Genomic DNA, 26084 nt, shown 5'->3' with positions numbered 1-26084 from the left:
TATCCGTCGGGAACCGACGCGGGGTCAAGCGGCAAAGGAAAAGGGCGGACCCGACGGCCCGCCCCCCGTTTTTCGTCCTTTGACGGATCAGCCCTCTTTCGCCACCAGAAGCCCGTCGGCCTTCAGCCCGGCATAGCATTCGTCCAGCGATTTGGTGGCGCGCGCGATCAGCACGTCGATCTCTTCCGGCCTGATGACCAGCGGCGGCGAAATGATCATCCGGTCGCCGACATGGCGCATGATCAGATCATTGGCAAAGCAGCGTTCGCGGCAGCGGTAGCCCACGGTCCCGGCCTCGCTGGCGAAGGCCGCGCGCTTGGCCTTGTCCGGCGTCAGCGCGATGGAGCCCATCAGCCCCACCAGCTTCGCCTCGCCCACCAGCGGATGCTCGGTCAGCTTCAACCAGCGCTCGGCCAGATAGGGATGCGCCACGTTCTTCACATGGTCGACGATGCCCTCGTCCTGCATGATCCGCAGGTTCTCCAGCGCCACCGCCGCAGCCACCGGATGGCCCGAATAGGTGTAGCCATGGGCGAATTCCCCGCCGGAACCCACGACCTCGGCCACCTCGTCCGACAGGATCGACCCGCCGATCGGCGCATAGCCGGAGCTGAGGCCCTTGGCGATGGTCATGATGTCGGGCGTGATCCCGAAGGTCTGGCTGCCGAACCAGTTGCCGGTGCGGCCAAACCCGGTGATGACCTCATCGGCGATCAGCAGGATGCCGTATTTGCGGCAGATCCGCTGGATCTCCGGCCAATAGGTCTTCGGCGGCACGATCACCCCGCCCGCGCCCTGAATGGGCTCGCCGATGAAGGCCGCGACCTTGTCGGCGCCGATCTCCAGGATCTTCGCCTCCAGCTCCTGCGCGCGGGCCAGACCGAAGGCATCCTCGTCCATATCGCCGCCCTCGGCCCACCAATAGGGCTGGCGGATATGTTCCACCCCGTCGATCATCCCGCCATGGGCATGGATGCCCTTCATCCCGCCCAAGGACCCTCCCCCCAGGGTGGAGCCGTGATAGCCGTTCCAGCGCGCGATGATCACCCGCCGCTCCGGCTGTTCCTTCACCTGCCAGTAGCGGCGGACCAGACGAATGTTGGTGTCATTGGCTTCCGAGCCGGAGGCGGCAAAGAACACATGGTTCAGGTTGCCCGGCGCCAGCTCCGCGATCTTCGCGGACAAGGCGATGGCCGGCACATGGGTCGTCTGGAAGAAGGTGTTGTAATAGGGCAGCTCCAGCATCTGCCGCGCGGCGGCCTCGGGCAGTTCCTTGCGGCCATAGCCCACATTCACGCACCAGAGCCCGGCCATCCCGTCCAGAATGCGGTGCCCCTCGCTGTCGGTCAGCCAGACCCCTTCGCCCCGCAGGATGACGCGGGCGCCCTTGCGGTCCAGCGCCGCCTTGTCGGTGAAGGGATGGAAGTGATGCGCCGCATCCAGCCGCTGCAGCTCGGCGGTCGGCGTGTTGGTCGAAATCGTGGTCATGGCGGCACCTCCTTCACGGAAATCAGCGGGCACGGAATCAGCAGGGCACGTCCAGACGCGCCTCTTCCAGCGCAGGATATGATCAAACCTGACGGCGTTCAAGAAATTTGATCAAATTGTTGAAGTGCCCTGCCACACCCCCAGAACAGGTGCGCTGCCCCTCGCGCTGACGCGCTCACCCCGGGATATTTACACCAGTATGAAAGCCCTTTCACATTGGTCCAAATATCCTCGCCGAAGGCAAACCTGAGGAGGAGCGCGCAGGCGCGACGACGAGGCAAAAGGCTTGCGGCGCAAGCCGCTCCGCTTCGCGGCGGTCAGGCGGACAGCGCGGCGCGCACCTGATCTACGCCTTGCTGAATGTCGCGGTGCACGGCGGCCGCCAGCGCCGCGGGATCGCCGGCCCGCATCGCGGCCAGCGCCTCGTGATGAAGGTCCGGCAGGGCGGCGCGGCCGTAGCGGCCGATCACCTCGCGCAGCGAGGGCCCGGCCCGCAGCCACAGCGAGCGTGCGAGATCCAGCAGCACCGGCGCCTCGGCCGCCTCATAAAGGGTGAAGTGGAAGGCGTGGTTCGCTTCCAGATAGGCGGGAAGGTCGCCCGTGCCGATGGCCTCGTTCACCCGCGCATCCACCGCCTCAAGCCGGTCGATACGCGCCGGCGCCAGCCGCGGCAGTGCCAGCCGCGCCAGCTCCGGCTCGATGGAAAGCCGGGCGAAAGCCACCTGATCCAGCATCGCCGCGGTCATCTGCGGCACCGCCACGCGGCGGTTGCCCTGCGGCAGCAGCGCGCCCTCGGCGGTCAGCCGCCGGATCGCCTCGCGCACCGGGGTCATGCCGGCGCCCAGTTCGGCGATCAGCCCCTGGATGGTGACGGGCTGGCCCGGGGCCAGATGGCCGAACAGCACCATGTCGCGCAGCCGCGCATAGGTGACCTCATGGGTCGGTATCTTGCGGCTGTCTCCGGCCATGCCTGCTGCCCCCATACCTGCTGTCCCGTGTCTGATGTCCCGACGCCCGGCCAGCCGCCGGAAGGCCAGTTATGACCGCATGGCCGCAGCTTTCAAGACCGGCGCTTTCGGGAGTTGATCAAATTCTCCACCCGTCCTAGGCAGCCCGGCGGATCGCCGCCCCTGCCCTAGCCGCGCAAGGCCGCGCGTTCCCGCTCCAGCCAGAGCAGCGACATGATCAGCGGTGCATTCGTGATCTCGCCCGCGGCCACCCGGCCGATGGCGGTGGTGAAGGGTTCCACCAGCGTGCGGATATCCTCGCCTTCCTCGGCCAGACCATGCAGGCCCGCCTGACCGGGGTCGAGCCGGGTCAGCGCCACGAAGGAATAGAGATATTCGGTCACCGCGCCCGGGCTTGGATAGTAGCTGGCCACCGGCAGCAGCCGGTCCAGCTGCACCCCGGCCTCCTCGGCGGCTTCGCGCCGGGCGGTCTCTTCCGGCGTCTCGCCCGCGTCGATCCGGCCTGCGACCGCCTCAAGCTGCCAGACCCGTCCCCCGCCCCGCGCAACGGGCGCGGCACGGAACTGTTCCACCATCAGCACCAGATCCTGCACCGGATCATAGGGCAGCACCGTCACCGCATCGACCGAGACGAAGACCTCGCGCCGCAGGGGCAGGCTCATCGTGCCGTCGTAGCGGCGGTGGCGCAGGGTCAGCACCTCGACCCCGAAGAAGCCGCGGAAGGCATGGTCGGTCTGCTGAAGCTCGACCAGGCTGTCCCCCGGCCCGGCCGCGCCGCCCTGGCCCATGGCCCGGACGGTTGAGGCTGCACGCGCCAGCATCGGGCCGCGATGCTGCCGCAACAGCGCGGCGGGATAGTCGCCGCGATGGGCCAGGATGTCGCGCGCCAGGGCCCGCTCGATCGCGGCATCCGGCGCGGCCGAACCGCCCGTCGCCTCCTGCCAATAGGCCAGCGCCCCGGCATCCCGTGCCGCGAAAAGCGCCGCCAGCGCCGGGTCTTTCAATCTGGAATCGGTCATGTCAGCGCCAGCGCCGGAACACGGCTTCGGTCAGAAGCCCGCCGCCCAGGGCGGCAATCAGGAGAACGCCGATGACCCCCACGCTCAGCATCTTCTGCGCATGCTCGATCATCAGGGTAAAGACGCCGACGACCGCATCCATCGGCCCGTCATAACGCATCCGCAGGGATTCCTTCACCATGAACATGATGGAAAAGCCCAGAAGCGCCAGCACCGCCATGCTGACCGTCGTGCGCAGGCCGTTGTTCACCGCATCGGTCCAGGTACCGCCCGCCAGCCGGCCCGAGATCGTCCAGCCGCAGACCAGCCCGATGGCGGCGGTGATTTCCCGGAACCAGCCGATCTGGGCGTCGGGACCAAGGGCGGGCACATGGGCATTCGCGGCAAGCCAGCCCATGGCGGCAAACCACAATGCAGCGGCCAGTTTCGCAGAGGTGGGCATCGGTCCTCGTCTGTCAGCGGGGTGTTCCGGGGGCAAGCCTCAGCGGGCGGGCCGCGTCAGGGTGATCTGGGTCACGTCGCAGTTACCGCCCTGAAACGCGCCTGCGCAAGAGGCGAGGTAGAAGTTCCACAGCCGCCGGAACCGGTCATCAAACCCCATCCGGCGGATGTCGTCCCAGCGGGCATTGAACGTCTCGTGCCAGCGCCGCAGGGTCTGGCTGTAGCTTTGCCCGAATTCGGCATGGTCGCGCACCGCCAGCCCGGCCTGAACCGCCTGATCGCGCAGCGCGGACAAAGGCGGCAGCATGCCGCCGGGGAAGATGTATTTCTGGATGAAATCCACGCTGCGGCGATAGCTGGCCCAGCGGTCCTCGGCGATGGTAATGATCTGCAGCGTCGCATTTCCGCCCGGACGCAGCCGGTCGAACAGGCTGCGGAAATAGACCGGCCAGTAGCGTTCGCCCACGGCCTCGAACATCTCGATGCTGGCGATGCCGTCATACTGGCCGCGTTCGTCCCGGTAATCCTGCAGCTTGATCTCGACCCGGTCGGACAGGCCCGCGCGGCGGATGCGGTCCACCGCGAAATCGTGCTGGGCGCGGCTGATCGTCAGCCCGGTCACGCGCAGCCCCCGCTCGGCCGCGGCATATTCGGCGAACCCGCCCCAGCCGCAGCCGATTTCCAGCACATGATCGCCGGGCCGGGCGCCCATCCGGTCCACCAGGGCCGCATATTTCTGCCGCTGCGCCAGTTCCAGACTTTCCTGCCCGGTCAGGAACAGCGCGCTGGAATAGGTCATGCTGTCATCCAGCCAGAGCGCGTAGAACTCGTTCCCCAGATCGTAATGCGCCGCGATGTTGCGCCGCGCCTGACGCCTTGTGTTGGACTGCACCCAGAACCGCAGCCTTTCCCAGGCCCGGACCAGAGCCATGCCCGGAAACGCGTCGATCACCGGCAGATTGTCCGGCAGCATGATCAGATCGAGAAAGGCCTGCAGGTCGGGCGTGGACCAGTGGTTGTCCAGATAGGCCTCGCAGAAGCCCAGCTCGCCATCGCGGACCAGCCGGGCGAAGACATCCGGGTGATGCAGGATGACTTCGGCCACCGGCCCCGGTTCCGGCCCTTCGGCGCGGAAGCGGCGGCCATCGGTCAGGACGAAATCCAGCCGCCCCGCCCGCAACCCGCGAATCTGCTGATAGACCTGCGCGAACCAGCGCGGCAGGCCGGTCTGGCCTTCGGTGGACTCAAGGAACTCCATCGCTTTCCCCGCAAGGATGCCCCGTCCCGGGCAGCTTTCCAGAGAAACCCCGCCGGCTCAAGCCTTTCGTGCCGCATAGGCTGCCAGCGCCCGCGCCCGGCCCTGCGCCAGATCGACAACCGGCGCAGGAGTGGGCGTGGCGGGCGTCAGTGCCCATGACTTCGGCACAGCCTCATAATAGGACAGCGCCTCGGCCCCCTTCCCGGTCAGCCAGCGGCGGCGATAGCGGCCCTCAGGATCGAACTTCTCCGCCTGCGAGGCCGGATTGAACACCCGGAAATAGGGTGCCGCATCGGGGCCGGACCCCGCCACCCATTGCCAGCCCATGGCATTCGAAGCCGGGTCCCAGTCGGTCAGGCAATCGGCGAACCAGTCCAGCCCCACCCGCCAATGCGTCATCAGATGCTTGGTCAGATAGCTGGCCACGATCATGCGGGCCCGGTTGTGCATCCGGCCCGTGACATACATCTCGCGCAGGGCGGCATCGACCACGGGCTCCCCGGTCAGGGCCCGGCGCCAGCGCTCGGCATCGGGATTGTCGCCGCGCCACGGGAAAGCGTCCCAGTCCTCGCGCCAGTTCGCCCGGTCCATCTGCGGAAAATGATAGAACAGGTGCCATGCAAATTCGCGCCAGCCGAGTTCGCGCAGAAACGCGCCCGCGCCCGCCCGCCCCTCGAAAGCTGCGCGTTCGGCCGCGTGCCAGACCTCGCGGATGCCGATCTCGCCCCAGGTCAGCCAGTCGGACAGGCCCGAACAGGCATCGCGGTCCAGCCGGTTGCGGTCCTCGGCATAGCGGTCCACCGGCCCGTCCAGAAACCAATGCAGCCGGTCGCGCGCGGCCTCTTCACCGGGGCGGATATGGGCGTCAAGAACCGCCGCGCCGCGCCGCATGGCTGCCCCCAGCCGCCAATCCCCCAAAACGTCCGAGGAAGGCCAGTCCGCGGGCCCGCGCAGCGCCTTGGGCACGGGCGCGGGCAAAGGCACCGGGCGGCCGCGGATCGCATTCCAATAGGGGGTGAAGACCCGGTAAGGCCCGCCCTGCCCGGTCTCCACCGCAAAGGGCTCATGCAGCAGATGGCCCGCGAAACTGCGCGCCTCCACGCCCTGCCCGCGCAGCGCGGCCTTCACAGCGGTATCCCGCGCAACCGACGGCCCGTCATAAAGCCGCCCCCACCAGACCCCCGCCGCCCCGGTCTCGGCCAGCAACGCCTCGAGCACCTCTTGCGCCGGACCACGGCGCAGAATGAGCCGCAGCCCCTTTGCCTGCAGCGTCGCACCGAACACCTCCAGCGCACGGCCCAGCCGCCATTTCGGCGCGGCGCCCATGGCCTCGGTCTCGGGGTCCAGCACGAAAACCGGGATCAGCGGCCGTCCGGTCGCGGCGGCAGCGGCCAGCATCGGGTTGTCGGCCAGCCGCAGGTCGCGGCGGAACCACAGGATCAGGGGCGCGGTCATCGGCATTCCTTCATCGTCTCCGCCCTGATACGCAGACCACTCGCCTGCGGACCACTCTTCCTTCGCCCCTTTATCTTGGCAAAAATATCCTGCGGAGGGGTCCGGGGAGGTGCAAAACCTCCCCGGGGGAACGGCAAAGCGCGCCGCTACAGCACCCGGTCCAGCGCCGCGATCAGCCGCGCCACCTCATCGGCGCTGGTGTAATGGGTGGCCGACAGCCGCAGCACCCCCTTGGCGCGGTCGATGCCAAGCGCCTCCAGCGGGCGGACGGCGTAGAAATCCCCCGCCCAGCAGGCAATGCCCTGACGGCCCAGCTCTTCCGACACCGGCTCGGCCGGACCGGAGAGTTCGGCGGCCACCGTCGGCGCGCGCGTCGCCGCATCCCGTGGCCCGATCAGGCGCAGGTCGTTGCGGGCGGACAGATAGTCCAGCAGCGGCTGGATCACCGCAACCTCCTGCGCGCGCATAAGATCGTGCACGCCGCGGTTGCGCGCCGCCGGATCGCCGGTGATGCCATGATGCGCGGCCAAGGCATCGACATAATCCGCCATGCCCGCACAGGCCGCCACCTGCGCATGATCCGGCCCCGCGGGGGTGTGCCGCTTGTAAAGCACCCCGTGGTTGAAGAAATGCGCCTGCCCCGGAAGCTCCATCCCGAAATCCTGCCGCAACACCATGATGCCCTGATGCGGGCCATAGGTCTTGTAGGCGGAGAACAGATAGGCGTCACAGCCCAGCGCCGGGACATCGGGAAAGCCATGCGGCGCATAGCTGACGCCATCCACCACCGTGCGTGCGCCCGCCGCCCGCGCCATGGCGGAAATCGCCGCCACATCGTTGATCTCGGCAATCACGTTGGAGCAATGCGGGAAGGCCACCAGCCGCACCCGCCCATCGGCCAGCAGCGTCTGCAGCGCACCCGGATCAAGGCTGCCGGTTGCGGGGTCCAGTCGCCATTCGCGGACCTCGATCCCCTCGTCGGCCAGACGGCGCCAGACGCCGGAATTCGCCTCATGGTCCTGATTGGTCACCACCACGGCGCCATCGCTGCCGCGCAGCCACTGCCGCACCGCCTGCGCCAGAACATAGGTGTTCGCGCTGGTCGAAGGGCCGAAGGACACCTCCTCCCGCGCGACGCCCATCATCGCGGCCAGCCTTGTCCGCGCCTCGTCCATCTCGGCCCCGCCCGCCTGCGCGCCGGGATAGGGACCATAGGGCTGCACCTTGCGGTCGGTGTAGAACCGGGTCAGCCGGTCCACCACCTGACGGCAGGGATAGCTGCCGCCTGCATTCTCGAAGAACGCGTGGCTGGACAGCACCGGCGAGGAAAAGGCCGGGAACTGGGAACGGACGAAATCAAGATCAAGCGCGGTCATCGCAACTCCTGTCTGCGGGGCCGCGGCGGACGGGACCGCGCCGCCGGGGACCCCGGTTCGCTGGCCGGGTCTTCCCGCCAGAGCCGCGGCTGTCTCTCCGCGGCCCAGAGCCCGGGAGGACCCGGGCGTCCCCCAAGGCTTAGCCGGGGGTTGGGCAGCGTGCAAGCGGGAGAAGATGGCGCCCCGCCGCAGCCGCCGGGGGCTGTCTGCCCCCGGACCCCCGAGGATATTTCTGAACAGATGAATGGAAAGAAATAGGTATGGGGCCCGCGGCAGGATTACTGCGCGGGAGGGGCGGTTGGTCTGCATTGGACCGGCAGGGCAGGACCGCGCGGCGCGCCCGGGGGGGATTTAGCGGCTGCAAGGTCCCGACCCCTTCACCGTCAGGCGTTCACGTCGATGACCACCCGGCCCTGCACCTGTCCCTTCAGGATGGCCGCGCCAAGGGCGGGCACTTCGGCCAAGGGGGCCGTGCGCGTCATCGCATCCAGCTTGTCGAAGGGCAGATCGCGGGCGATCCGGTCCCAGAGCATCACCCGCCGGTCATAGGGCACATGAACCGAGTTGATGCCAAGGAGGTTCACCCCGCGCAGCAGGAAGGGAATGATGTTCGCGGGCACCGAAAGCCCGCCCGCATTGCCCACGGCGGCCACCGAAGCCCCGGATTTCAGCTGGCCCAGCACCCGCGCCAGCATGGTGCCGCCCACCGCGTCGATGCAGCCCGCCCAGGTTTCCGACTCCATCGGTTTCTTCACCGCCTCGGCCAGATCGGCCCGCGGGATGATGCGCGCGGCGCCAAGGTCGCGGAGATAGCCTTCGGTTTCCGGCCGCCCGGTCACCGCGGCGGCCCGGTAGCCCAGCCGGTCAAGGATCGCCACCGCGACCGACCCCACGCCCCCGGCCGCGCCGGTCACCAGCACCTCGCCCTGCGCCGGGGTCAGCCCGTGTTCCTCCAGCGCGACCACCGCCATCATTGCGGTAAATCCCGCGGTGCCCACGGCCATGGCGCGCCGGGTGGAGATGCTGTCGGGCAGCCGGACCAACCAATCCGCCCGGACCCGCGCCTTTTGCGCATAGCCGCCCCAATAGGCCTCGCCCACGCGCCAGCCGGTCAGCACCACCCGGTCCCCCGGCACATAGCGCGGATCCGCAGAGGTTTCGACCACGCCGGCAAAGTCGATCCCGGGCACATGCGGCCAGTTTCGGACCAGCCCGCCACCGGTGGCCGACAGGCACAGCCCGTCCTTGTAATTCACCGTCGAGTATTCGACAGCCACCGTCACCTCGCCCTCGGGCAGGGCCGTCTCCGGAATGTCGGCCAGCCGGGCTGCGGCGGGCGCCTCTCCGTCCTTTTCCATAAGGATTGCGCGCATGGTGGTCTCCTCCCGGCTTTGGCCGCGAATCCCGCGGGGCCGCGCCAGACTGCCCCGGCCCGCGCCGAAGGAACAGGCAAAACCGGCAGGGCGCGTGCGACGGACAGGCAAATTCTTCCATGCCCTCTTGCCCTTGCAGGATGGTCCGCCCATCCTCACATCCGTCTTGTGACGGGGCCTGCCCTGTCATAGCGTTTGCGAATGAAACGGCCGGCCCGGGGAAAAAGCGGCTGGCCCCGACAGAGGAGATTTCATGTCCCGCACCCTTCCGTTCCTGGCCGGCGCCGTTTCGGCCATGGCTCTTGCGACCGCCGCCCATGCCGCCGATCCCCAACTGACCGTCTTCGACTGGGCGGGCTGGGAGATCGACGGCGCGCTGGTGCCCTATGTCGAAAAGCATGGCCAGAAGCCGACCTACACCTTCTACGCTGATGATGACGAGGCGTTCCAGAAGGTGTCGTCCGGGTTCAAGGCCGATGTGGTCCACCCCTGCCCGGGCGCGGTGCCGCGCTACCGCGAGGCCGGCCTGATCGAACCGTGGGACACCTCCAAGATCGAGGCTTTCGCCAAGATCGACCCCGACCTCTTCGCCTCGCACCATATCAAGGACGATGCGGGGGTCTGGTTCATTCCCTTCGATTTCGCCTATACGGCCATCGCCTACAACAAGGACCAGGTGCCGGAGACCGATGTCGCCTCGCTGGCCGTGTTCAAGGATCCGAAATACGCGGGCCGGATCTCGATTTCCGACAATTCGGACGATGTCTGGGCGCTGGCCTTCCTGGCCACCGGCGTCACCTCGTGGGAAACCGTGACGGATGAGCAGATTGCCGCCGCCGCCGCATGGCTGCGGGAAGTGCATCCAAATGTCCGCACCTATTGGTCGGACCCTTCGGAACTGGCGCAAGCCATGGCCTCGGGCGAGATCCTTGTCGCCTGGTCGTGGAATGACCCGGTGGCCATCCTGCAATCCGAAGGCTTCCCGGTCGGCTTCAACCGCGCCCCGGCCGAAGGCTCCACCTCGTTCTTCTGCGGCTTCGTCAACATGAAGGACGGCCCCGGCGATGAAGAGCGTATCTATGACTGGGTGAATTCGATGTTCGCGCCCTCCAGCGCGGCGCCGATCATCGAAGCGATCGGCTATGCCAACGTGAACCCCGACGCCATGGCGACGATCCCTGCCGACCAGCAGGCCGCCGCCTTCGTGGACAAGATCGACACCACGCTGTTCCTGCAGACGCCGATGGAACCGGAACTGCGCGACAAGCTGGTGAACGAGTTCGAGGCGATCAAGGCCGGGTTCTGATCCGGATCTGACGAAAGAAGGAATGCCCGGGGCCGGATGGTCCCGGGCGTTTTGTGCTACAAAGCCCCCCTGTACGAGATGTCGGCTTTGCGGACAAAGCAGTCATTGCATTGCCGAGTTGTGCGCGCGACAACCCTTGGCGGTCAGGTGACGACGAGGTCTGCACAAGTGGCACATACAATCGCACTCATTGCGGGTCTTATCCTCCTCGGCGGAGCTTGCCCTACCCGTTGGGCATGGCGGATATGGCTGATCACAGGGGTCATCGGAGGGACGCTCGTCCTTCTTGCACCGAATGCACGCTGGGAGGATCAAGGGTTTCTTTATGGAGTTGCACAGGGCATCCTCCTGGCAGCGATGCTAATAACTCTCTTGGGCATTGTGCTTCGGTGGCTTCTCGCACGCTTTGTATGGCCCTCGCTACGGTCACCATCTCAAATACCACCAGATGAGACCCGAACCTTGCGTGCCACCGACCAGGTGATCGCATGTCTTCTCGGCATAAGTTCTGGCCTTTTTTTGTCTTTGTTTGGAGCACTTACCCTGCGGGGAGCACAAGGCGGTCTGACCTTGCACCTGTCCGTCTCTGGAGTTGCGGCTTTGGCTGCAGTTTGGGTATGCCGTAACGTCTCGGGGCACGCTCGCCTTGCAGCCAGAGCTGCGCTTTCCATCGTTGCTGTGCTGGCACTTCTGGGCGGAACGGTCTGGCCTTCGATGATCAGGGCACAAGCAGATGCCATCATGCCGGGGCCGCCGCGATGCCTGAGGGCTTTGGATCGTTTGGCAATTAAAAACGAGACGATGCTACTGACCCTGCCGCCGGGGATCAGTCGCTCACCCGGCCTGATCCTCACCGTAATGGCAGAAGATGGAGCGCGGCATTTCCGCTGGTCGTATCGGGCCAATCAGTTTGTTAGGTTCGAGGCGTATCGGTTTGGGGATTGTCCGACCTGATAGACTGACCGTCCGATAAGGGCTCAAATCGTCGCCCCCCCCTCACACCACCGCCCGGATCGCAAAGCTGGAATTGATCCGCGTCACCCCCGGCAGCCGCGACAAAATCTCCTTGTGGATGCGTTCGTAATCGCCCGGGCCGTCGGCCTCCAGATGCAGGAGGTAGTCCTCCTCTCCGGTCATCAGATAGCACTGGCGGATCTCGGGGTGGCGCAGGACCTCGGCCTCGAAGGCGTTCAGGATGTCCTCGGTCTGGCGCGACAGGCTGATCCGCACGATCACGACCTGCCGCCCCTCGGTCGCGGGGCCGGAGACCAGCGCCGTATAGCCGCGGATCGTGCCCGATTGCTCCAGCGCCTGAACGCGCCGCAGGCAGGCCGAAGGCGACAGCCCCACCTCGGCCGCAAGGGCGGCATTGGTGATCCTTGCATTGCGCCGCAGCGCACGAATCAGCCCGCGGTCGATCCGGTCCAGCTCCGGCATGATCTTGCGTCATCCGCTTCATTGTTGCGCAACCTGATCTTTGATCGCAGAAGATTGCGCGGATTCAAAGGACATTCGGCAGGATTTCCCGGATGCTGCATCGCATCATTCAGCGGAGCACCTCATGAAAGTCCTCGTCCTTGGCAGCGGCGTCGTCGGCACCGTCTCAGCCTGGTATCTGGCGCGGGCGGGGCATGAGGTCACGGTGATCGACCGCCAGCCCGGCCCTGCGCTGGAGACGAGCTTTGCCAATGCGGGCGAGGTGTCCTTCGGCTATTGCAGCCCCTGGGCCGCGCCGGGCATCCCGAAAAAGGCCATCAAATGGCTGATGATGGAACATGCGCCGCTGATCCTGCGGCCCAAGGTCGATGCGGCGATGATCGGCTGGATGCTGCAGATGCTGCGCAACTGCACCTCGGGCCGCTATGCCATTAACAAAAGCCGGATGCTGCGGCTGGCCGATTACAGCCGCCAGTCGCTGGCCACGCTGCGGAACGAGACCGGGATCGCCTATGACGAACGCATGCAGGGCACGCTGCAGCTGTTCCGCACGCAGGCGCAGCTGGACGCCTCGGCCAAGGATGTGAAGGCGCTGAAGGCGGACGGCATCCCCTGCGAAGTGGTGGATGTCGAGGGCTGCATAAGGCAGGAACCGGCGCTGGCCCATGCGCGCGACCGGATCGTCGGCGGGCTGCTGACGCCGCTGGATGAAACCGGCGACTGCTTCAAATTCACCAATGCGCTGGCCGCGCTGGCGGCGGAGAAGGGCGTGACCTTCCGCTGGGGCGAAACCATCCTGCGGCTGGAGGTTGCGGGTGGCCGGATCACCGGCGTGACCACCGACCGCGGCACGGAAAAGGCCGATGCGGTGGTGCTGGCGCTTGGCAGCTACAGTCCGCTGATGCTGCGCCCCTTCGGAATGAAACTGCCGGTCTATCCGGTGAAGGGCTATTCGCTGACCGTCCCGATCACCGATGCGAGCCGCGCGCCCGAATCGACCGTGATGGATGAGACCTACAAGATCGCCCTCACCCGGCTGGGCGACCGCATCCGCGTGGGCGGCATGGCCGAGATCTCGGGCTTCAACAACCGGCTGGAACCGGCGCGGCGCCGCACGCTGGAACATTCGGTCAGCGACCTGTTCCCCGGCGGCGACCTGACGCAGGCCACGTTCTGGAGCGGCCTGCGCCCGATGACGCCCGACGGCACCCCGGTGATCGGCGCGACGCCGGTCAAGGGCCTTTACCTCAACACCGGCCACGGCACTTTGGGCTGGACCATGTCCTCCGGCTCGGGCCGGCTGATCGCCGATCTGGTCTCGGGCCGCGCGCCTGAGATCGACGCGACGGACCTCGCCCTCAGCCGCTATTGAACAGAGCGGCTGCGCCGCATTCCTTTTACGTCGTCGTCGCGCCTGCTCGCTCCTCCTCAGGGGCGCTCCGCGCGGGGATATTTGGACAAAGTGGAAAGCCTATTCCAGTTTGCACAAATATCCCGGGGGTGAGGGCGAAGCCCGAGGGGGCAGCGCCCCCTTCCCCGCTTGCGGCGGGGCCGAGGGCTGCCTATATTGGTTCTGTCCGGGGCAACCCGGACTATGGCGATAAACGCACCTGTAATAGACGGCTCGGACCCGGGGGCGGTACCCGGCGGCTCCACCAATCCTCCCGTTCGTTGCGGGCGTGTGGGGCCGAAACAGGATCGACGGACGTTCAAAGAGGCCAGCTTTCGCTCGGTGAGGTACCACCGTTATCGGTCCAAGATCACAGTTGCCAACGACAACCGTGCTCCGGTCGCGATGGCTGCGTAAGCAGCTCTCAACACCAAAACTAAGTCCTTGCGCTTAGCCGCGTAAGGCGGGGTTTGCAGGTACCTGGCAACAGAAACCTGCGCTTCAATCCCTCCGCAAGCATCTGGTTTTCCTTCACTTTCTGATTTTGGATTTCATTGCTTACAGCCTTGCCGCCTGATTTCGGACTGCACGACGGCGGCAGCATTCGATTGGCCTGCCGATCATGTCCCCAATCTGAACTGCGGCGACGCAGTTCTGCCGCAAACAGATCGCAGCCTTGGCCCTAAACCCGTGACCACCTTGGCTTCAGGGGAGAGTGCAGCTCGCGCAAGGGGTCACCCACTTGCTTGAAGGGCCTGTGATGCGTGGCATGCCATTCCCGTTTTTCTGCGGCAGGAAGATCGGGCACCAGGGCCGAACGCCGGTCTTTTCTTCGTCAGGCGGAACCCGCTCCTAACCCGTCGCCGGAACCATCGCAGCGGAGGAAAGGAAGGCTTTGGGACATCGCCATCGCGGGTAATGACCCGTTGTCAGGGCGGCGCGATGACCCCTGCCGACAGTGCGTCCTTGGACTGTGCGCCGGAACCTGTTACGCTCGTCCCGGCTGCCTTTTCCGGACTGTCTCTTGGCTGAATCGACAGCTGCAGCCGGGACTGGTGCGGACGCCGCCGGCCACTTCAATCCGGATTTCTGATGCGGAAGCCTGCCGCGCGCCCTGTCTGATTTCCGTTGCCCCTGCGGCAGTTTCAGGGCGCCGCCCCCTTCCCTTGCCCGGGAAAAACCCTATGCTGGCGGCCAATCAGGAAGGGGCACCGGATGGCGCGCGGCATCGACTATGGCAATCTCATGCACCAGGCGATGCGGGGGCTGATCCGCTCTGTGCTGGAGGATGTGGCCCAGAACGGCCTGCCGGGCGCGCACCATTTCTTCATCACCTTCGACACCACCGCCCCGGGCGTCGACATCGCCGACTGGCTGCATGAACGCTATCCGCAGGAAATGACAGTGGTTCTGCAGAACTGGTTTTCGGGGCTGGACGTGACGGAGGACGGGTTTTCCGTCACGCTGAACTTCGGCAACCAGCCCGAGCCTCTGGTGATTCCCTTCGATGCCGTCCGCACCTTCGTGGACCCTTCGGTCGAATTCGGTCTGCGGTTCGAGACGCAGGACGGCGATGACGACGAGGAAGAGGACGAAGACGAGATCGAGGAGGAGGAAGAGGCCCCCGCCCCGCCGCGGCAGGAGGCCGAAGTCGTCAGCCTCGACAAATTCCGCAAGACCTGACCCCCTGTGGAAAGCGATCTGGCCCTGTTCCGCCGCCGTCTGCTGCGCAATCCGCGGCAGGTTTCTGCCATTGCGCCGTCGTCGCGGACACTTGCCCGGGCGATGACCTTGGGTCTGGGTCCGCAATCGGGCCGTGTGGTGGAATTCGGTCCCGGCACCGGCCGCTTTACCGAGGCGATGCTGGCCCGTGGCGTTCCGCCGCAGAACCTGACGCTGTTCGAGCTGGACGATGAATTCGTGCCCTATCTGCGGCAGAAATTTCCCGAAGTGACGGTGCATCAGGCCGGGGCGGAAACGGCGCATGAGAGGGTGGAGACAGGCGTTCACACGGTGATTTCCGGCCTGCCGCTGCTGTCTTTTCCGCGCACCCTGCAAGAGGGGATCCTGACCTCGGCCTTCCGGCTGCTGCGGCGGGGGGGGATGCTGGTACAGTTCACCTATGGTCCGCGCCCGCCGGTGCCCGAATCCATGATTGCGGAACTGGGGCTGAAGGTCGACCGCGGGTTCAAGGTCTGGGCCAATCTGCCGCCCGCACGGGTCTACCGCTTTCGCCGCACCTGAAAATCGGGGCTTTGCAATCGGTATGCAAAGGTATGCCGATTGATTTTGCAGAACCCCGGGGCTATTCCGGCGCCGAGCTTTTGCAGGAGGCACCTGATGGCGACCCAAGAATTCCGCACCGAAACCGACAGCTTTGGCCCGCTGGAGGTTCCCTCGGACAAGTACTGGGGCGCGCAGACACAGCGCTCCATCATCAACTTCCCGATCGGCTGGGAAAAGCAGCCGGTCCCGATCATCCGCGCGCTTGGCACGATCAAGAAAGCCGCCGCCATCGTGAACGAGGCGCAGGGCGATCTGGACGCCGGGCTGTCCAAGGCCATTCAGGCCGCCGCGCAGGAAGTGATCGACGGCAAGTTCGACGACAACTTCCCTCTGGTCGTCTGGCAGACCGGGTCGGGCACCCAGTCGAACATGAACGCGAACGAGGTCATCTCGAACCGCGCGATCGAGATGCTGGGCGGCGTGATGGGCTCGAAAAAGCCGGTCCACCCGAATGACCATGTGAACATGGGACAGTCGTCGAACGACACCTTCCCCACCGCGATGCATGTGGCCATCGGCACCCACACCCGCGACGTGCTGATCCCGGGGCTGGAGAAGCTGTCCAAGGCGCTCTGGGCCAAGGTCGAGGAATTCAAGGACATCATCAAGATCGGCCGCACCCATACGCAGGATGCGACGCCGCTGACGCTGGGTCAGGAATTCAGCGGCTATGCCATGCAGGTGGACCGCGGGATCGAGCGGGTGAAGCTGGCCCTGCCGCATATCTATGAACTGGCGCAGGGCGGCACCGCGGTCGGCACCGGGCTGAACACCCGCGTCGGCTATGACGCCCGCGTGGCGGCGGAGATTGCCAAGATCACCGGCCTGCCCTTCGTCACCGCGCCGAACAAGTTCGAGGCTCTGGCCGCGCATGATGCCATGGTCTTCTTCTCGGGCGCGCTGAAGACGATTGCGGGTTCGCTGTTCAAGATCGCCAACGACCTGCGGCTTCTGGGCTCCGGCCCGCGGTCGGGTCTGGGCGAGCTGATCCTGCCGGAGAATGAGCCGGGCTCTTCCATCATGCCGGGCAAGGTGAACCCGACGCAGGCCGAGGCGCTGACCATGGTCTGCGCCCATGTGATGGGCAACGATGCCGCCATCGGCTTTGCCGGGTCGCAGGGCCATTTCGAGTTGAACGTCTACAACCCGATGATGAGCTACAATGTCCTGCAATCGATCCAGCTTCTGGGCGATGCGGCATCCAGCTTCACCGACAACATGGTTGTGGGCACCAAGGCCAATACCGCCCGGATCGAAAAGCTGATGAAGGAATCGCTGATGCTGGTGACGGCGCTGGCGCCGACCATCGGCTATGACAACGCGACCAAGGTGGCCAAGACCGCGCACAAGAACGGCACCACCCTGCGCGAAGAGGCAATCGCCCTTGGCTTTGTCGATGGCGAGACCTTTGACCGTGTGGTCCGCCCCGAAGACATGATCAGCCCGAAAGGCTGAAGATGGCCGAGGTCGTCAACCTCAACCGCTTCCGCAAGGACAAGGCGCGCCGCGACCGGCGCGCCGAGGCCGACGCCAATGCCGCAAAGCATGGCCGCACCAAAGCGGAGCGGGAACTGGACAAGGCGCGGGCGGAGAAATCTGCCCGCGACCACGACGCGCACCGCCGCGATCCCGGGCCGGACAGCCCCGGCTGAGGCGCGGACCTGGGCCGCATTAACACGGCATTAACCCCGGTGCTGCAGGTTGCGCGGGGAAGGTGACCGATGACCATAATCCACGACCCTGCACAGGCCGCCCTGTGGTTCAGCCAGCTGACCGCCTCTCCTGCGATGACAGAAGGCGGCGTTCTTCACCGCAGCGTCAGCGAGATCGACAGCAATTTCGGGCGTGAGGCTTTTCTCGAGGAAATGCAGCGCCGCGGCTTCTCTGTCGTCGAAAATGCCGGTCAGGTCGTCATCTTCTGCAACCGCGCCCCGTTGCGGCGGCTGCTCTGACGAAAACTTCGGCCGAATCCGCCGCCTGCGCTTGTCAGCCCCGCCGCCCCCTCCTATCAGGCGGCACGATTCCCCCGGACGGAGCGCAGCGGCATGAATATCCTGATCCTTGGCGGCGGCGGGCGCGAACATGCGCTGGCCTGGGCGGTGAAGCAGAACCCGAAATGCGACCGGCTGATCGTGGCGCCGGGCAATGCCGGGATCGCCGCCATCGCCGAAACCGCCTCGCTGGACATTATGGACGGCGCACAGGTGGTGAGTTTCTGCGAGGAAAACGCCATCGACTTCGTGATCGTCGGGCCAGAGGCGCCTCTGGCGGCCGGTGTGGCCGATGCAACGCGGGCGGCGGGTCTTCTGACCTTCGGGCCTTCCGCCGCGGCGGCACGGCTGGAGGCGTCGAAAGCCTTCACCAAGGAAATCTGCGATGCCTGCGGGGCACCGACCGCCGGTTACGCCCGCTTTACCGAGGCCGCCGCCGCCCGCGCCTATGTGCAGGCGCAGGGTGCGCCCCTTGTGATCAAGGCCGATGGTCTGGCCGCGGGCAAGGGTGTGATCATGGGCATGACGCTGGAAGAGGCACTTGCCGGGATTGACGAGATCTTCGGCGGCGCCTTCGGGGATGCCGGCGCAGAAGTGGTGATCGAGGAATTCATGACGGGTGAAGAGGCCAGCTTCTTCATCCTCTCGGACGGCGAAAACGCTTTGCCCATCGGCACCGCGCAGGACCACAAGCGCGTGGGCGACGGCGACACCGGCCCCAACACCGGCGGCATGGGCGCTTATTCGCCCGCCCCCGTCCTGACCGACGCCATTCAGGCGCAGGCCATGGCGGAAATCGTCCTGCCCACCATCCGCGAAATGGCCCGCCGCGGCACGCCCTTCAGCGGCGTCCTTTATGCCGGGCTGATGATCGAAAACGGTCGCGCCCGGCTGATCGAATACAACTGCCGCTTCGGCGATCCGGAATGTCAGGTGCTGATGATGCGGCTTGGCGCGCAGGCGCTGGACCTGCTTCTCGCCTGTGCCGAGGGGCGGCTGGACAGCGCCCGGGTGAACTGGGCCGACGATCACGCGCTGACGGTGGTGATGGCCGCGGCAGGCTATCCCGGCGCCTATGCCAAGGGCAGCGTCATCCGCGGGCTGGAGGCCCTGCCGGAAGACAGCCGCCGCATGGTGTTCCACGCGGGCACCACCGCCCGCGACGGCCAGATCGCCGCCACCGGCGGGCGCGTCCTGAACGTCACCGCCCGCGGCGACAGCCTGCGCGCGGCGCATGATGCGGCCTATGCCATGGTCGATGCCGTGGATTGGCCCGAAGGCTTCTGCCGCCGCGACATCGGCTGGCGCGCGCTCTGATCCGCCCTCCCGCGCGGCCCGGGCTTTGCCGCCGGGCCGCAATGGGCTAACCTGCCTGCCAACAAATCAACAAAGGCGGGCAGGCAGATGATTTCACGGCGCTTCTTCACCCTTGCGTCCATGGGGGCGGCCACCGGCGCCCTTCTCTCGGGCTGTGTCTCGGGCGGCAGCAGCGTGGTGCGCGGCGCCGGGGGTGAGGCCGCGCCGCCCCGCCCGGTGCCCGATGCGGGCTGGGACCAATGGGTCGCCGGATACCGCAGCCGGGCGCAGTCCCGGGGCATCAGCCCAGGCACGCTGGACGCGGCCTTCCGCGGCGCGGGCTTCCTGCCCGATGTGATCGACCGCGACCGCAATCAGGCCGAATTCAAGCGCAGCCTTGAGGATTACCTGTCCATCGCCGCTTCGGACGAACGGGTCAGCTTGGGCCGCAGCAGCTATGCCACTTACCGCAATGTGCTGTCCCAGATCGAAAGCCGCTACGGCGTCGAAGGCCATGTCGTCACCGCCTTCTGGGGGCTCGAATCGTTCTACGGCACCCGCCGCGGCAATATCCCGGTGATCTCCGCCCTGTCGACATTGGCCTACGAAGGCCGCCGGGCCGAGTTCATGGAGGGCCAGCTGACCGGCGCGCTGCGCATCCTGCAGGCGGGCGACATCACCCCCGCGCGGATGACCGGCAGCTGGGCCGGCGCCATGGGCCACACCCAGTTCATCCCCACCTCCTATCTGGAATATGCGGTGGATTTCACCGGCGACGGCCGCCGCGACATCTGGAGCGACGATCCCACCGATGCGCTCGCCTCGACGGCGAATTACGTCGCCCGCGCAGGCTGGCAGCACGGCCTGCCCTGGGGGATGGAGGTGCGGCTGCCCGCAGGCTTCAACGCAGGCCTTCTGGGCCGCGGCAAGGGCCGGTCGGCGGCGGAGTGGTCGGGCATGGGCGTCACCGCGGCCAATGGCGGCCGCCTTGCCGCGGGGTCGATCATCGCACCCACCGGCACCGGCGGCCCGGCCTTTCTGCTGACGCAGAATTTCAACGTGATCCTGCGCTACAACAATGCCGAAAGCTATGCCATCGGCGTGGGCCACCTCTCTGACCGCATCCTCGGCGCAGGCCCGGTCCGCGCCGCCTTCGGCCCCGATGCGACCGGCCTGACCAAGGCCGACCGGCAGGAGGTGCAGCGCCTCCTGACGCAGAAGGGGTTCGACACCGGCGGCACCGACGGCGTTCTCGGCCCGAAAAGCCGCGCCGCGATCGAGGCGTTCCAAGCCAGCCGCGGGCTGCCCGTCACGGGCGAGGCTTCGGTGGACCTGCTCGCCGCGCTGCGCCGCTGAACCGGAGGCAGAGCCAAATCTGCTTGCCGCCTTTATCTTGGCAAAAATATCCTGCGGGGAGGTCCGGAGGGGTGCAAAACCCCTCCGGCGGCTGCGGCGGGACCCGCCCTTTCAGCCCTTGATCCGCGGCGGGGTGGTCGCGGCCGCAAAGGCCGCCAGAACCGGCTCTGCCCCATACCCCTCGGCCAGCCGCAAAAGGGCAAAGCGGATCGCCGCCGCCTCGCGGTAATAGCGCAGGAAGGCCGCATTCAGCGCCGCGCCCGACACCGCCCCCAGAACCGGGACCGCCTGCGCCGCCAGCTTCTGGCCCAAGGTCGCCGCCAGCTTCGGCGCCACGGTGGCAATCAGCTTCTGGATCGCCGGGCCGGTCAGGGTCAGCCGCGCCGACAGAAAGTTGGTGTCGATCCCGTCATCCGCCGCCGCCGGACTGCCCGAACCGAAGGTCCGCAAAGATTCCGCCCGGATCCACGGATCATCCGGGTCATAGCCCGCAGCCTGCGCCTCGCGCCGGATCGCATGCAACAGGACAGTGATGGTGAAGGGCAGTTCCGCCACTGCGGTGGCCAGCCCCCCCGCCCCGCCCGCGGCCCCGCTGGCCATGGCCGCCACCATGGTCCCGCGCCCGCCGGTGCCCGGCAACCGGTCGCCCTGCCGCGCCAGCCCATAGGCGCTTTCCAGCGCCTGCACGGTGACCGCGTCGATCCGCTGGCGCAGGCCGGCCGGGATCAGGCCCATCTGCGCCTCCAGCGTGCCGCCAAAGCGGTTCATCAGCCCGATGACCGGGCCATTCGCCCGCTTCCACCGCCGCGCCAGCGCGTCGATTTCGGCCTGCGGCAGATCAGGGGACAGGGCGGGGACAAGGGCATGCGTTTCCATGCCCAAGGATATGGGGGCGGCCCCGGTCCGCACAAGGTTCTGTCGCGGGGACATCGGGCTTGCACAGAAGCCTGGGCGGCATCGCAGAAAACGCCGCGACCGCCCGCCGCGGCGCAAAGGCAGGGCGAGCCATCTCTGCCGCCGGAGGGCCATCAAAGGCGTCCAGGTCGACGCCATACCCCGCATCATCTCCTTTTGCCGCGACCACAGCGGGGCGTGGATCATGCAAGAGGTAAAGACTACAGAAGCGTCTTCTGCCACGCGCGCAACGGGTCTCGATCCGGCACGTCTTGTCCGTTCTTTCGCCGAATGCGCCAAGCTGGGCGTCAGGTGGCCTTGCGCACCTTGCCCGTCACACCCTTCCACGCGCCCGCCTTCAGCTCCAACCCCAGCACACGGTCGGGGTTGGTGGGCGGCGGCATCTCTACCCCCTCCAGCTTTTTGAACCCGAAGCGCGAATAATAGGGGGCGTCGCCCACCAGAAGCGCCCGCTCCCAGCCCTGCCGCCGCGCCTCGGCCAGCGATTCGTTGATCAGAAGGCCGCCCAGCCCCTCGCCCTGCCGGGTCGGGTGCACGGCCACGGGGCCCAGGAGCAGCACATCCTCTTCGCCCACCAAAGCGGGCCAGTAGCGGATCGCCGCGCATAGGGTGCCGGTATCGTCGCGCAGCGTCAGGCACAGGGCCGCCACCGTGGGCACCCCGTCGCGCAGCCGGTAGGACGACAGCGCGGTCCGGCCCGGCGCAAAGCAGAGGTCATAAAGCGCCTCCACCTCCCACCAGTCGTTTTCGGTTTCTTCTTCAAGGCGATACATCGGACTGCCCCCCTGCGGCCACAGGGTCGGCTGATCCCCGAATCTGCTGGCATCGCCGCGTAACATGCGATTGTGTCAGGTTCAAACGTCAGGAGACGCTTCGATGTTCTACCGCCCCGAAGACGGCCACGGCCTGCCCCGCAATCCGCTGCCCGCCGTGGTCTCACCCCGGCCCATCGGCTGGATTTCCACCCGCGCGGCCTCGGGCGACAACCTCGCCCCGTTCAGCTATTTCAATGCCGTCTCGAACGAACCGCCCATCGTGATGTTTTCCGGCGGGCCGGGCGCCGACAGCGTGGCCAATGCGCTGGAAAGCGGGGTCTATGCTGTGAACATCGTCGAACGCGCCGCATGGGAGGCGATGAATGCCACCTCGGCGCTGGTGGACCGCGGGGTGGATGAATTCGCGCTGGCGGGCATTCCACGGGCCGAGTGCACAACGATCGACTGCCCGCGCGTGGACGGAGCGCCGGCCACGCTGGAATGCCGGGTGATCCGCGATCTGGTGCTGCCGGGCGGCTATACGGTGGTGTTCGGACAGGTCACCGGCGTGCATCTGCGCGACGATTGCCTGCGGGAAGGCCGGTTCGATGTCACCACCTACCAGCCCGTCGCCCGGCTGGGCTATCTGGACTATGCCTTCGTGGAACAGGTCTTCCCGCTGAAACGCCCCGGCTGAGCGGTCCCGTCTGCCCTGCAGCCGCCCGGCGGGCTCCTTCAGGTCCTGCTCAGTCCCCCTGCCGCCGCAGCCGGTGCGCGATCTGGCGCAGCATGCCGTGCAGCGTCTGCACCTCGGCCCGGGTCAGCGCCAGCCGGCCCCACATGTTGCGCAGGTTCTGCTTCATCCCCTCGGCCTTGGTCTCGGGGAAGAAAAAGCCCGCCGTGTCCAGCCGTTCCTCGAAATGGTCGCCCAACCGCTCCACCTCCTCGCGGTTGGCCAGTTCCGTGCGCGCCAGCCCCAGGACCGAGGCCGGAACCTCCACCCCCTGACGGCCCCATTCATAAGCCAGAAGCAGCGCGCATTGCGCGAGGTTCAGCGAAAAGAACTCGGGGTTCACCGGCACGGTGACGATGGCATTGGCATGGACGATATCGGCATTCTCCAGCCCTGCCCGCTCCGGCCCGAAGAGGATGCCCACCTTCTTGCCCTCGGCCGCCATGGCGCGGGTCATGGCCATGGCGCGTTCGGGGGTCACCACCTCTTTCACCAGTTCGCGGTTGCGCGCGGTGGTGGCAAAGACGAAATCGCAATCGGCCACGGCGCGCGCCACATCGGGGAACACGCCCGCATTGTCCAAAACCCGGCCCGCCCCGCTGGCCAGCGCCGCCGCCCGCGGGTTGGGCCAGCCGTCGCGCGGGTCCACGACACGCATCCGCTCCAGCCCGAAGTTCAGCATGGCGCGCGCGGCGCCGCCGATATTCTCGCCCATCTGGGGCCGGACAAGGATAAAGGCGGGCTGGATCATCGGTCTTCCCCTGCAAACCCCGTCCCTCTACGCGCCCCGCGGCCACGGGGCAACCCGCCTGCCCCCGCACTGACCCATCTTATGCCCTTCCAGTTTGCCCAAATATCCCGGGGGAGTCCTCCGTCAGGAGGACGGGGGCAGCGCCCCCTCTTGCCCCCGTAGCCATGGCCGCGAAAGGCTGCTAAGGAGCCGGAGTTCCATTCCCGAGGCCAAGATGTCCGCAGAAGACCGTCCGCAGATCAACCTGATCACTCCGCCCGCCCCGGATCTGCACACCTTCCCCGAGGCGCTGGCCCGGGTGCTGGATGCGGTAGAGATCGCCTGCCTGCGGCTGTCCTTGGCCACCAAAGACACCGATACGCTGGGCCGGATGGCCGATGCCTGCCGCGAGGTGGCCCATGCCCGCGACGTGGCCATCGTGATCGAAAACCACATCCTTCTGGCCGAGCGCCACGGGCTGGACGGCGTGCATCTGACCGACGGCGCCCGCACCATCCGCAAGGCGCGCAAGGATCTGGGCGAAGATGCCATCGTCGGCGCCCATTGCGGCGCCTCGCGCCATGAGGGCATTTCCGCGGCCGAGGCGGGGTCCGAATACGTGGCCTTCGGTCCGGTCGGGCTGACGGGTCTGGGCGACGGTACGCATGCCGACTGGGACCTGTTCCAGTGGTGGTCCGAGATGATCGAGGTTCCGGTCATCGCCGAAGGCGGGCTGACCGCCGAACTGGTGGAAAAATTCGGCCCCGTCAGCGATTTCTTCGGCTTTGGCGAGGAAATCTGGGCGACGGACGACCCCGCCGCCACCCTGCGCGCGCTGATCGCCCCGCTGGGCTGAGGCCGTCAGGCCACCGCATTCGGGTGCGAGGTGCGGATCACCCGCTCGCAATGGCTGGCCAGTGTCTTGCGGTCGGGGAAGGCGTCCACCGGCACAGGCGGGTGGAAGATCACCTCCACCCGGCCATGGCGCGGCGCGGCCAGCATCATCAGGAGATGCGGCGCGAATTCCATATCGCCCCACCAGCCGTAGAAGCGCGCATCCTCGCCCTTGGGCGCGTGATAGACCACGGTCACCGGCTGGATCTGCAGCACGCGGTCCAGCCCATGGGTGAAAAACGCCTGAAACAGCGTGGATTTGAACGGCAGCACCCGGACCGCATCGGTCGAGGTGCCTTCGGGGAAGAACAGCAGCTTGTGGCCCGCCCGCAGCCGCTCTTCGAACACCTGTTGCTGGCGCTTCGCCTCGGTCCCCTTGCGGGTGATGAAGACGGTGCCGGTGACCTTCGCCAGAATGCCGATGCCGGGCCAGCCCGCCACCTCGGCCTTGGAGACGAAATAGATCTCCTGCCCGGCGTTCAGGGTGAAAATGTCCAGCCATGAGGAGTGGTTCGCCACCACCGCGCCCTTTTCGGTCATCGGCGTGCCGCGGGTGGCATAGCCGATCCCGAAGATGCGCAGCGCATTGCGGCAGACAAAGCGGGTGACCTTGGGCGACACCGGGCGGTTCGGCGCGGCCAAGGGCGCCTCGACCAGCCGGACCAGCAGGAAAACCATCAGCGCACCATAGACCAGCACCGCCAGCGCCAGCCCGCGCAAAGCCACCCGCAGCCAGCCCAGGGGGCCGATGCGGCGCGGGGGCAGTTCGTCAGTCGTCCAATCGGCGGCGGGTTTCGGATCAGAAGGCAAGGGGATCAAGGCGCGGCCTGTTTGCGGATGTAGAAATCGCGGTGCTTCGCGCTCATCTTCGCGGTGTCCATCAGCAGACAGACATCGGTGGTGTTGAAGGCCCGGTCCACAAAGGCGCCGTCACCGACAAAGCCGCCCAGGCGCAGATAGGCCTTGATCAGCGCGGGCATCGCCGCCATGGCCTGCGCCCGCGACAGCGCGTCTGACGCGATCAGGTTCATCTCCGCCCGGTCCGGCCCGATGGCACGTACCCGCATCTCGGGCGGGGCAAGGTGGTGGTGGTGCAGCCAGGCCAGCGGCATGGCCAGGGCCTGCGGATCGGTGCCATGGAACGAGGCGGCGCCGAACAGAACCTCGATCCCGCGCTCCAGCACGTATTCGGCCAGCCCGTTCCACAAGAGAAACATCGCCGCCCCGCCGCGGTGGTCTGGATGCACGCAGGTGCGGCCCAGCTCCAGCAGCTTGCGCCCGCCCGCGCGCAGCGGGGCAAGGTCGAACTCTCCTTGCGAATAGAACCGGCCCTGCGACCCCACCCGGTCAGACGGCAGCAGACGGTAGGCGCCGACCACATGGTCGCCCGTTTCCGGCGGGATGCGGGTATCGACCAGCACGAGATGATCGAAAAGGGGATCGAACTCATCCCGCTCGATCCCGGCGGCGTGATCCACCAGCGGCCCTTCGGCGCCCAGCTCCTGCACGAAGACGCGGTAGCGCAGACGCTGTGCCCCCAGAAGATCGGCGGGCTCTGTCGCAAGGCGCAGCGCATAGATGCTGTCTTCGGCAAGCATGTCGATCTGTTCCGTTCGG

General features: G+C 66.8%; 26 protein-coding genes and 1 other RNA gene. 13 read left to right on the top strand and 14 right to left on the bottom strand.

The genetic code is table 11. The features are described from left to right. Positions 1 to 87: 87 nt before the first annotated feature. The 8 genes from ACO2Q5_RS06555 to ACO2Q5_RS06520 all read right to left on the bottom strand — a co-directional run bounded on the left by ACO2Q5_RS06555 (position 88) and on the right by ACO2Q5_RS06520 (position 9378). Positions 88 to 1488: an aspartate aminotransferase family protein gene (locus ACO2Q5_RS06555; RefSeq protein ID WP_423289133.1), complete on the bottom strand. Its 1401-nt coding sequence runs from the start codon at positions 1486 to 1488 to the stop codon at positions 88 to 90. A 317-nt stretch (positions 1489 to 1805) separates the two neighbouring features. Further along, positions 1806 to 2456: a GntR family transcriptional regulator gene (locus ACO2Q5_RS06550; RefSeq protein WP_423289131.1), complete on the bottom strand. Its 651-nt coding sequence runs from the start codon at positions 2454 to 2456 to the stop codon at positions 1806 to 1808. Between the two features lie 167 nt (positions 2457 to 2623). Then, positions 2624 to 3475, bottom strand: coding sequence for an NUDIX domain-containing protein (locus ACO2Q5_RS06545; protein WP_423289129.1), 852 nt, complete (start codon positions 3473 to 3475; stop codon positions 2624 to 2626). A gap of 1 nt (position 3476) precedes the next feature. Continuing rightward, the gene (locus ACO2Q5_RS06540) at positions 3477 to 3917 is read right to left on the bottom strand and encodes a TrgA family protein (protein ID WP_423289127.1); all 441 of its coding nucleotides are present in this window, start codon (positions 3915 to 3917) and stop codon (positions 3477 to 3479) included. A gap of 39 nt (positions 3918 to 3956) precedes the next feature. Next, on the bottom strand, positions 3957 to 5174 hold the full coding sequence (locus ACO2Q5_RS06535; RefSeq protein WP_423289125.1) for a class I SAM-dependent methyltransferase: 1218 nt from the start codon (positions 5172 to 5174) through the stop codon (positions 3957 to 3959). Positions 5175 to 5231: 57 nt separating this feature from the next. Further along, positions 5232 to 6635: a cryptochrome/photolyase family protein gene (locus ACO2Q5_RS06530; protein WP_423289123.1), complete on the bottom strand. Its 1404-nt coding sequence runs from the start codon at positions 6633 to 6635 to the stop codon at positions 5232 to 5234. Positions 6636 to 6775: 140 nt separating this feature from the next. Continuing rightward, positions 6776 to 8005, bottom strand: coding sequence for an aminotransferase class V-fold PLP-dependent enzyme (locus ACO2Q5_RS06525; RefSeq protein WP_423289121.1), 1230 nt, complete (start codon positions 8003 to 8005; stop codon positions 6776 to 6778). Positions 8006 to 8388: 383 nt separating this feature from the next. Then, positions 8389 to 9378, bottom strand: coding sequence for an MDR family oxidoreductase (locus tag ACO2Q5_RS06520; RefSeq protein ID WP_423289119.1), 990 nt, complete (start codon positions 9376 to 9378; stop codon positions 8389 to 8391). Between the two features lie 253 nt (positions 9379 to 9631). Here ACO2Q5_RS06520 and ACO2Q5_RS06515 point away from each other — a divergent pair, with 253 nt between their 5' ends. Both ACO2Q5_RS06515 and ACO2Q5_RS06510 read left to right on the top strand, forming a co-directional pair. Beyond that, positions 9632 to 10684: an extracellular solute-binding protein gene (locus ACO2Q5_RS06515; protein ID WP_423289117.1), complete on the top strand. Its 1053-nt coding sequence runs from the start codon at positions 9632 to 9634 to the stop codon at positions 10682 to 10684. Between the two features lie 462 nt (positions 10685 to 11146). Further along, positions 11147 to 11638, top strand: coding sequence for a hypothetical protein (locus tag ACO2Q5_RS06510; protein WP_423289115.1), 492 nt, complete (start codon positions 11147 to 11149; stop codon positions 11636 to 11638). Between the two features lie 42 nt (positions 11639 to 11680). On the opposite strand, the gene ACO2Q5_RS06505 is transcribed toward ACO2Q5_RS06510, so the two are convergent. Then, positions 11681 to 12121 (bottom strand): Lrp/AsnC family transcriptional regulator, encoded by a 441-nt coding sequence (locus tag ACO2Q5_RS06505; protein WP_423289113.1) that lies wholly within the window; start codon positions 12119 to 12121, stop codon positions 11681 to 11683. 124 nt (positions 12122 to 12245) lie between these two features. On the opposite strand from ACO2Q5_RS06505, the gene ACO2Q5_RS06500 reads away from it, so the two are divergent. The 9 genes from ACO2Q5_RS06500 (at position 12246) to ACO2Q5_RS06460 (ending at position 20440) form a co-directional block, all read left to right on the top strand. After that, the gene (locus tag ACO2Q5_RS06500; protein WP_423289111.1) at positions 12246 to 13493 is read left to right on the top strand and encodes a D-amino acid dehydrogenase; all 1248 of its coding nucleotides are present in this window, start codon (positions 12246 to 12248) and stop codon (positions 13491 to 13493) included. Between the two features lie 164 nt (positions 13494 to 13657). After that, positions 13658 to 14012, top strand: a transfer-messenger RNA (tmRNA) gene (gene ssrA, locus ACO2Q5_RS06495). Between the two features lie 714 nt (positions 14013 to 14726). After that, complete coding sequence (locus ACO2Q5_RS06490) at positions 14727 to 15194, top strand: SspB family protein (RefSeq protein ID WP_423289109.1); 468 nt, start codon at positions 14727 to 14729, stop codon at positions 15192 to 15194. Positions 15195 to 15200: 6 nt separating this feature from the next. Further along, positions 15201 to 15755 (top strand): class I SAM-dependent methyltransferase, encoded by a 555-nt coding sequence (locus tag ACO2Q5_RS06485; RefSeq protein WP_423289107.1) that lies wholly within the window; start codon positions 15201 to 15203, stop codon positions 15753 to 15755. Positions 15756 to 15851: 96 nt separating this feature from the next. Next, entirely contained in the window at positions 15852 to 17252 is a 1401-nt protein-coding gene (gene fumC, locus ACO2Q5_RS06480) for a class II fumarate hydratase (RefSeq protein ID WP_423289105.1), read from the top strand. Positions 17253 to 17254: 2 nt separating this feature from the next. Further along, entirely contained in the window at positions 17255 to 17449 is a 195-nt protein-coding gene (locus tag ACO2Q5_RS06475) for a DUF4169 family protein (RefSeq protein ID WP_423289103.1), read from the top strand. Positions 17450 to 17518: 69 nt separating this feature from the next. Then, the gene (locus tag ACO2Q5_RS06470) at positions 17519 to 17749 is read left to right on the top strand and encodes an N-(5'-phosphoribosyl)anthranilate isomerase (RefSeq protein WP_423289101.1); all 231 of its coding nucleotides are present in this window, start codon (positions 17519 to 17521) and stop codon (positions 17747 to 17749) included. A gap of 93 nt (positions 17750 to 17842) precedes the next feature. Next, positions 17843 to 19105 carry a phosphoribosylamine--glycine ligase gene (gene purD / locus ACO2Q5_RS06465; protein WP_423289099.1) on the top strand — a complete coding sequence of 421 codons (1263 nt, stop codon included), beginning with the start codon at positions 17843 to 17845 and terminating at the stop codon, positions 19103 to 19105. A gap of 87 nt (positions 19106 to 19192) precedes the next feature. Then, entirely contained in the window at positions 19193 to 20440 is a 1248-nt protein-coding gene (locus ACO2Q5_RS06460) for a lytic murein transglycosylase (protein WP_423289097.1), read from the top strand. 111 nt (positions 20441 to 20551) lie between these two features. Here the strand turns inward: ACO2Q5_RS06460 and ACO2Q5_RS06455 are convergent, their stop codons facing one another. Further along, positions 20552 to 21316 carry an EcsC family protein gene (locus tag ACO2Q5_RS06455; protein ID WP_423289095.1) on the bottom strand — a complete coding sequence of 255 codons (765 nt, stop codon included), beginning with the start codon at positions 21314 to 21316 and terminating at the stop codon, positions 20552 to 20554. A gap of 326 nt (positions 21317 to 21642) precedes the next feature. Beyond that, complete coding sequence (locus ACO2Q5_RS06450) at positions 21643 to 22128, bottom strand: GNAT family N-acetyltransferase (RefSeq protein ID WP_423289093.1); 486 nt, start codon at positions 22126 to 22128, stop codon at positions 21643 to 21645. Between the two features lie 103 nt (positions 22129 to 22231). Between ACO2Q5_RS06450 and ACO2Q5_RS06445 the strand changes: the two genes are divergently transcribed. Then, entirely contained in the window at positions 22232 to 22807 is a 576-nt protein-coding gene (locus tag ACO2Q5_RS06445) for a flavin reductase family protein (protein ID WP_423289091.1), read from the top strand. 49 nt (positions 22808 to 22856) lie between these two features. Here the strand turns inward: ACO2Q5_RS06445 and ACO2Q5_RS06440 are convergent, their stop codons facing one another. Further along, positions 22857 to 23594 (bottom strand): RNA methyltransferase, encoded by a 738-nt coding sequence (locus tag ACO2Q5_RS06440; RefSeq protein ID WP_423289089.1) that lies wholly within the window; start codon positions 23592 to 23594, stop codon positions 22857 to 22859. A gap of 214 nt (positions 23595 to 23808) precedes the next feature. On the opposite strand from ACO2Q5_RS06440, the gene ACO2Q5_RS06435 reads away from it, so the two are divergent. Beyond that, positions 23809 to 24429: a thiamine phosphate synthase gene (locus tag ACO2Q5_RS06435; RefSeq protein WP_423289087.1), complete on the top strand. Its 621-nt coding sequence runs from the start codon at positions 23809 to 23811 to the stop codon at positions 24427 to 24429. Between the two features lie 5 nt (positions 24430 to 24434). Here ACO2Q5_RS06435 and ACO2Q5_RS06430 read toward each other — a convergent pair whose 3' ends face one another. Both ACO2Q5_RS06430 and ACO2Q5_RS06425 read right to left on the bottom strand, forming a co-directional pair. Further along, on the bottom strand, positions 24435 to 25286 hold the full coding sequence (locus tag ACO2Q5_RS06430; protein WP_423289085.1) for a lysophospholipid acyltransferase family protein: 852 nt from the start codon (positions 25284 to 25286) through the stop codon (positions 24435 to 24437). Further along, positions 25283 to 26065 carry a GNAT family N-acetyltransferase gene (locus ACO2Q5_RS06425; RefSeq protein WP_423289083.1) on the bottom strand — a complete coding sequence of 261 codons (783 nt, stop codon included), beginning with the start codon at positions 26063 to 26065 and terminating at the stop codon, positions 25283 to 25285. Before ACO2Q5_RS06425 ends, ACO2Q5_RS06430 begins: the two co-directional genes overlap by 4 nt. Positions 26066 to 26084: the final 19 nt, after the last annotated feature.

It is taken from the genome of Neotabrizicola sp. VNH66 (assembly GCF_049445895.1).
Classification (GTDB): Bacteria; Pseudomonadota; Alphaproteobacteria; order Rhodobacterales; family Rhodobacteraceae; genus Pseudogemmobacter.
Note: the sequence above shows the minus strand (reverse complement) of the source record. Positions and strands in the feature narration are given on the sequence as shown.